The following is a 5471-nucleotide window of genomic DNA, read 5'->3' on the forward strand; positions in this document are numbered from 1 at the left end:
CAAGGACGGCATCATCACCTGGGAGCACCAGGCCACCGACTACCCGTCGATCGGCGCGGACTGTCCCGAGTACGAGCCGCGCGGCTGCCCCCCGCGGGGCCTCGTTCTCCTGGTACACCTGCTCCCCCGGCCGGGTCCGCTACCCCTGCGTACCCGGGGAGTTGCTGAAGCTGTGGCGCGAGGCCCGCAAGCGGCTCGGTGACCCGGTTCCGGTCTACCGCAGGCGGGCCACACCGACCGCTGATCCGACACACGCGCGCCGACGCCGGTCCCCCGGCTTCCGCCGGGCCGTCCGAATCGCGGACCCGGGCGGCCTGGGCGATGGCGGCGTCAGCGGTCTGCGCGCTGTGCATGGCCTCCATACGTGAGGAGGCTCGGTCCGGGCAGGTCGTCGCCACGCCGGTGTCGGACGGCTGGAGTCCTCAGGCGGGTTCTCGACCGCCGGGCAGCGGCTGTTCGAACCAGACGACCTTGCCCGTACTCACCCGTGTCGCCCCCCAGCGCTGTGCCAGCTGGTCCACCAGGAAAAGCCCCCGGCCGCCTTCGTCGCTGAGCCGGGCATGCCGCATCCTCGGCACCAGCGACGAGTTGTCACCCACCTCGCACCGCAGCACGTCCGTGCAGAGCAGTCGCAGGGTGATCGGCCGGGAGGCGAAGCGTACGGCGTTCGCCACGACCTCGCTGACCATGAGTTCGGTGGACTCCACGAGGGAATCGAGACCCCAGTCGTGGAGTGTCCTGCGGGTCAGCCGGCGGGCCTGTCGCGCGGTCTGCGGACGAGGAGCCATGTACCAGTACGCGACGGTCTCCGGCAGGATGCCCCCGAACCGGGCGGCGAGCAGCGCGATGTCGTCGTCCCGTGCTCCCGCACCCAGCGTGCCGAGCGCCTGCTCGCACACCTCCGCCGGCGACGGGGGCCCGGAACCGAAGGCGGCCCGCAGCCGTGCGCGCAGCCGGTCCACCCCGGTCAGGACGTCCGAGTCACGGGACTCGACCAGGCCGTCGGTGTACAGGAGCAGGGTCGACCCGGTCGGCGCGTGCATCTCGGTGCACTCGAATCCACCGCCGCCCACGCCGATCGGCACGCCGGGCGGCACCGGCAGGACCTCCGAGCCGCCGTCGGGGTGCAGGAGAACCGGCGGCGGATGGCCCGCGTTGGACACCAGCAACCGGTGCAGTACGGGGTCGTACATGGCGTACAGGCAGGTCGCCGTGTGCTCGCTGCCCAGCCGCTCCGCCTGCTCGTCGAGGTGGTGCAGGACCTCGTCCGGTGGCAGGTCGAGTCCGGCCAGGGTCTGCACGATGGTGCGCAACTGGCCCATGATCGCGGCCGAGGTCATGGAGTGGCCCATCACGTCGCCGATGACCAGGGCGACACGGTTGCCGGGCAGCAGGATCGCGTCGTACCAGTCGCCGCCGACCTGCGCGGTCCTTGAGGACGGCAGATAGCGGCTGGCCAGCAGGACTCCGGCCGGCTCGGGCAGCGACGGCGGGAGCATCGTGCGCTGGAGCGTGTCCGCGACGGAGGCCTCCCGCGCGTACAGCACGGCTTTGTGGATCCCGAGAGCGGTGTGGGTGGCGAGTTGGGAGGCGACGAGCAGATCGTCGCCGGTGAAGTCCGCTCGGCCGGGGCCTCGCACGAGGACCACGCTGCCCATGGCGTGGCTGCGGCCGTGGAGCGGGGCGAGGATCAGCCGCCGTCCCGGCGGCATCTCGGCGGAGGAGTTGGCCACTCCCAGCAGCTCGGCCACCACGGAACGGACGCCGGGAAGGTCTCCGAACACGGGCCGCCCGGCCCGCAGCAGCCTGGCGAGAGGACCGGAGGGAGCCAGACGCACCACCTCGGCCGCCCGGACGGTGTCGGCGACCGGTGGGAGTGGGCCGGCCCCGCGGGTGGCCGCCCTGCGCAGGGGTGCGCGGTCCATGCTGTGCAGTCGTAGGAGGCCGGGAGCGTCGGCGACCTCGTCACCGACCGGGAGCGGGGCGTACAGATGAACCAGGGCCACATCGGCGAAGGCCGGGACGGCCGCCTGGCACAGCTCCCGCAACGTCTCGTCGAGGTTCATGCCACGGGCGATCCGTCGGGTCGCCGCGTCGAGGTAGCGGAGCCTGTCGGTCTGCGGCCCGGCACTGTCCGGCCGGGCACCTCCCGGCCGCCCGGCGGAAGGTTCCGCGGCCGACGGACGCGCCACTCGGCCGTTTCCCTCGGAACCGGGGTTCGCATCCGACTGCGCGAGTGCCCCGTCGGCGCGACCGCCGGGCCCGGGCGCCGGAGCCGCGCGCTGCGGCCGACGCACGGGAGCAGCACTCGGGTGCACACCGGCCGCCTGCCCGCCGGTGCCTCCGTCGGCTCCGAGGTGCTTCGTCACGCGTGTCCTTCCGGCCGTGCGGGCCCGCGCCGGGGCGGGGTGATCAGCGGGCGTCGGGGGGCCGTCTGCAGCGCAGGAAGATCTGCACCTCGGGCGGGACGTCCGCGGTCGCCGGAGCGTACGAGTACGAGGACTCCTCGACGATCTCGAAGCCCGCCGCGTCGACGACCTCGCGCAGCTCCTCCCTCAGATAGCCGGACACCCGGATGGTCTTTCCGATGAACGGGATCGAGAAGTCGTCGACATCGGCCTCCACCATCGACAGCGCGAACAGACCGCCCGGCAGCAGCAGGTGGTGGACGGTGCGCAGCGCGAGGGGAATCTCGGCGCGCCCCAGCATGAGCAGGGAGAAGAAGGCCGTCACCGCGTCGAAGCGGCCGAGGTCCCGGGGACCTCCGGGCCTCAGATCCGCGATGTCCGCCTGGTGGAACACCCCGGTGGGCACGTACTCGCGGGCAAGCGCGACCATCCTGCCCGACAAATCGACCCCGACGACCTGCAAGCCCGCCTCCGCCAACTGTCGGGAGGTCGGAACGCCGGTGCCGCACCCCAGGTCCAGCACACGGGACCCGGGCGGCAGCGAGCCGATGAGCCAGTCGGCGGACGCGACCTGCCCTTCCTTGTGCGGGAAGGCCTCGTCGTAGCGGTCGCCGATCGCGTCGAAGGCCTCAGCCTGGCCCGTGCGGTCGAGCCGCATGCTCCCGTAGCCGAGCTCGTCGGCAGGACTGCTCACGAGGATGCTCCTTCGACCCTGTGTGCAATTTCTTCACAGCCATACAAGCTTAGGTGCATATCGTCCGTTATGGCCGCTGAGGTTCGCTTCGATCGGTCGACCGCCCCTGTCAGGGCGTGCGCCGCCTCGGCGCTGAACCGGACAGCAGCAGAGCTCCGCGCAGCCTCGCGCCGGACAGGATCACGGCCTTGGAACGTTGCGCAGATTGGCCCTGGCCAGGTCGAGCATCTTGCCCACGCCCCCGTTGAGCACCGTCCTGCCTGCCGAGAAGGCGAATCCCTTCACCTGTTCGCCGGAGATGTGCGGCGGGATCGACAGTGCGTTGGGGTCGGTGACCAGATCCACCAGGCAGGGCCCGTCGTACGCCAGCGCCTCCCGCAGGCCCTCACGGATCTGGCCGGGCTTCTCGATGCGGATCGAGTGGATTCCGACCCCCGCGGCGATGGCGGCGTAGTCCACCGGTTCGTGATCGGTCTCGTAGTCGGGCAGGCCGTCGACCATCATCTCCAGCTTGACCATGCCGAGGGAGGAGTTGTTGAAGACGATCGTCTTCACCGGCAGATTATGCAGCTTGACGGTGAGCAGTTCACCCATGAGCATGCCGAGTCCGCCGTCGCCCGACATCGAGATCACCTGACGGCCCGGGTAGGCGAACTGGGCACCGATGGCGTGCGGCAGGGCGTTGGCCATGGTGCCGTGCAGGAAGGAACCGATCACGCGGCGGCGGCCGTTGGGCGTGAGGTAGCGGGCCGCCCACACGTTGCACATGCCGGTGTCGACGGTGAACACCGCGTCGTCGTCGGCGAGTTCGTCGAGGAGCGACGCCGGGTATTCGGGGTGGATCGGCACGTGGTGCTCGACGTCACGGGTATAGGCGGAGACCACGTTCTCCAGGGACTTGGCGTGGTGGCGCAGCGTCCGGTCCAGGTACGAGCGGTCGCGCTTCGCCTCGACCAGCGGCAGCACCGCGCGCAACGTCTCTCCCACGTCGCCGTGCACGCCCAGCTCCAGCGCGGTCCGCCGCCCGATCCGCGCCGCGTCGTGGTCGATCTGTACGGTGCGGGCCTGCGGCAGGAAGTCGTCGTACGGGAAGTCGGTGCCGAGCAGTACCACGAGGTCGGCCTCGTGCATCGCGTCGTAGCAGGCGCCGTAGCCGAGCAGTCCGCTCATGCCGACGTCGTACGGGTTGTCGTACTGGATCCACTCCTTGCCGCGCAGCGTGTGCCCGACCGGCGCGTGCACCCGGCCGGCGAGTTCCATCACCCCGGTGTGCGCCTCCCGTACGCCGGCACCGCAGAAGAGCATCACCTTCTCTGCCGCGTTGAGCTTCGCCGCGAGGTCACGCACCTGCTCGGGCGGAGGTACGACCCGGCCGTGGACGGTGACGAAGCTGCTCGTGCCGGTGGGACTGGCGGCGGGCGCATGGGAGAGGTCGCCGGGCATGACGAGCACCGAGACCCCGTTGTCGGACAGCGCGCGCTGTACGGCGATCCGCACCATCCGCGGCATCTGCGACGGCTGGCTCACCATTTCGCAGAACCGGCTGCACTCGGTGAAGAGCCGTTCCGGATGCGTCTCCTGAAAGAACCCGGTACCGATCTGCTTCGACGGAATGTGGGAGGCGATCGCGAGCACCGGGGCACCGGAACGGTTCGCGTCGTACAGCCCCTGGATCAGGTGGGTGTTGCCGGGGCCACAGCTGCCCGCGCACACCGCGAGCCGCCCGGTCAGCTGCGCCTCGGCCGCGGCGGCCAGCGCCGCCGCCTCCTCGTTGCGCACATGGATCCACTCGATGCCGTCAGTACGCCGGATCGCGTCGACGACGGGATTGAGACTGTCACCGGCGACGCCATAGATCCGTTCCACCCCTGCTTGGCGCAGAACATCGATCAACTGCTCTGCGACGGTCGGATTACGCACCGGGAGCCTCCTAGAGCGGGTTTCTCGACACTTCTGACCCACATCGGACCGCGCAAACGGGACAGGCACGGACAGCATTGCACGCAGGCGGAGAACGCCGTGGCGTCCGCCCCTCGGGGTGTCGAGGCCGGGGTCGGTATCGAGGTCGGTATCAAGGTCGTGTCGAAGCTGTTGAGGCAGCAGCGGCAGCGACGAGGACGAAGGGAACCAGCGTGATGGCGAAGTCGCCAGCAGCGGCTGTACCCAGACGCACATGGAGACGGATTCCTGTGGAGCCAGGTCTTCGCCGGGCCGACCGGGCCCCGGCGGTTCCCATACAGGTGGACACGGGTGGTGCCCACCCCGGTCAGGACGTCCCCACATCGTGTTGGACCACCGCATCGAGGATCGGCTTTTGACTCCGCATTCCCTGGCGTTCTACGTGGACGTCGTCACCACCGGCACCGTGC

General features: G+C 70.4%; 3 protein-coding genes and 1 pseudogene. 1 reads left to right on the forward strand and 3 read right to left on the reverse strand.

The window, feature by feature from the left end:
• A pseudogene (locus RB628_RS39235) lies at positions 1-260 on the forward strand (hypothetical protein); the annotation flags it as partial.
• A 162-nt stretch (positions 261-422) separates the two neighbouring features.
• Here RB628_RS39235 and RB628_RS39240 read toward each other — a convergent pair.
• The 3 genes from RB628_RS39240 to RB628_RS39250 all read right to left on the reverse strand — a co-directional run bounded on the left by RB628_RS39240 (position 423) and on the right by RB628_RS39250 (position 5022).
• Positions 423-2066, reverse strand: coding sequence for a SpoIIE family protein phosphatase (locus tag RB628_RS39240; protein WP_412180799.1), 1644 nt, complete (start codon positions 2064-2066; stop codon positions 423-425).
• 346 nt (positions 2067-2412) lie between these two features.
• Positions 2413-3066: a class I SAM-dependent methyltransferase gene (locus RB628_RS39245; RefSeq protein ID WP_318325436.1), complete on the reverse strand. Its 654-nt coding sequence runs from the start codon at positions 3064-3066 to the stop codon at positions 2413-2415.
• Between the two features lie 216 nt (positions 3067-3282).
• Positions 3283-5022, reverse strand: a complete 1740-nt coding sequence (locus RB628_RS39250) for a pyruvate dehydrogenase (protein WP_318325435.1) — start codon at positions 5020-5022, stop codon at positions 3283-3285.
• Positions 5023-5471 lie beyond the last annotated feature (449 nt).

The organism is Streptomyces sp. ADMS, from assembly GCF_033441795.1.
GTDB lineage: Bacteria > Actinomycetota > Actinomycetes > Streptomycetales > Streptomycetaceae > Streptomyces.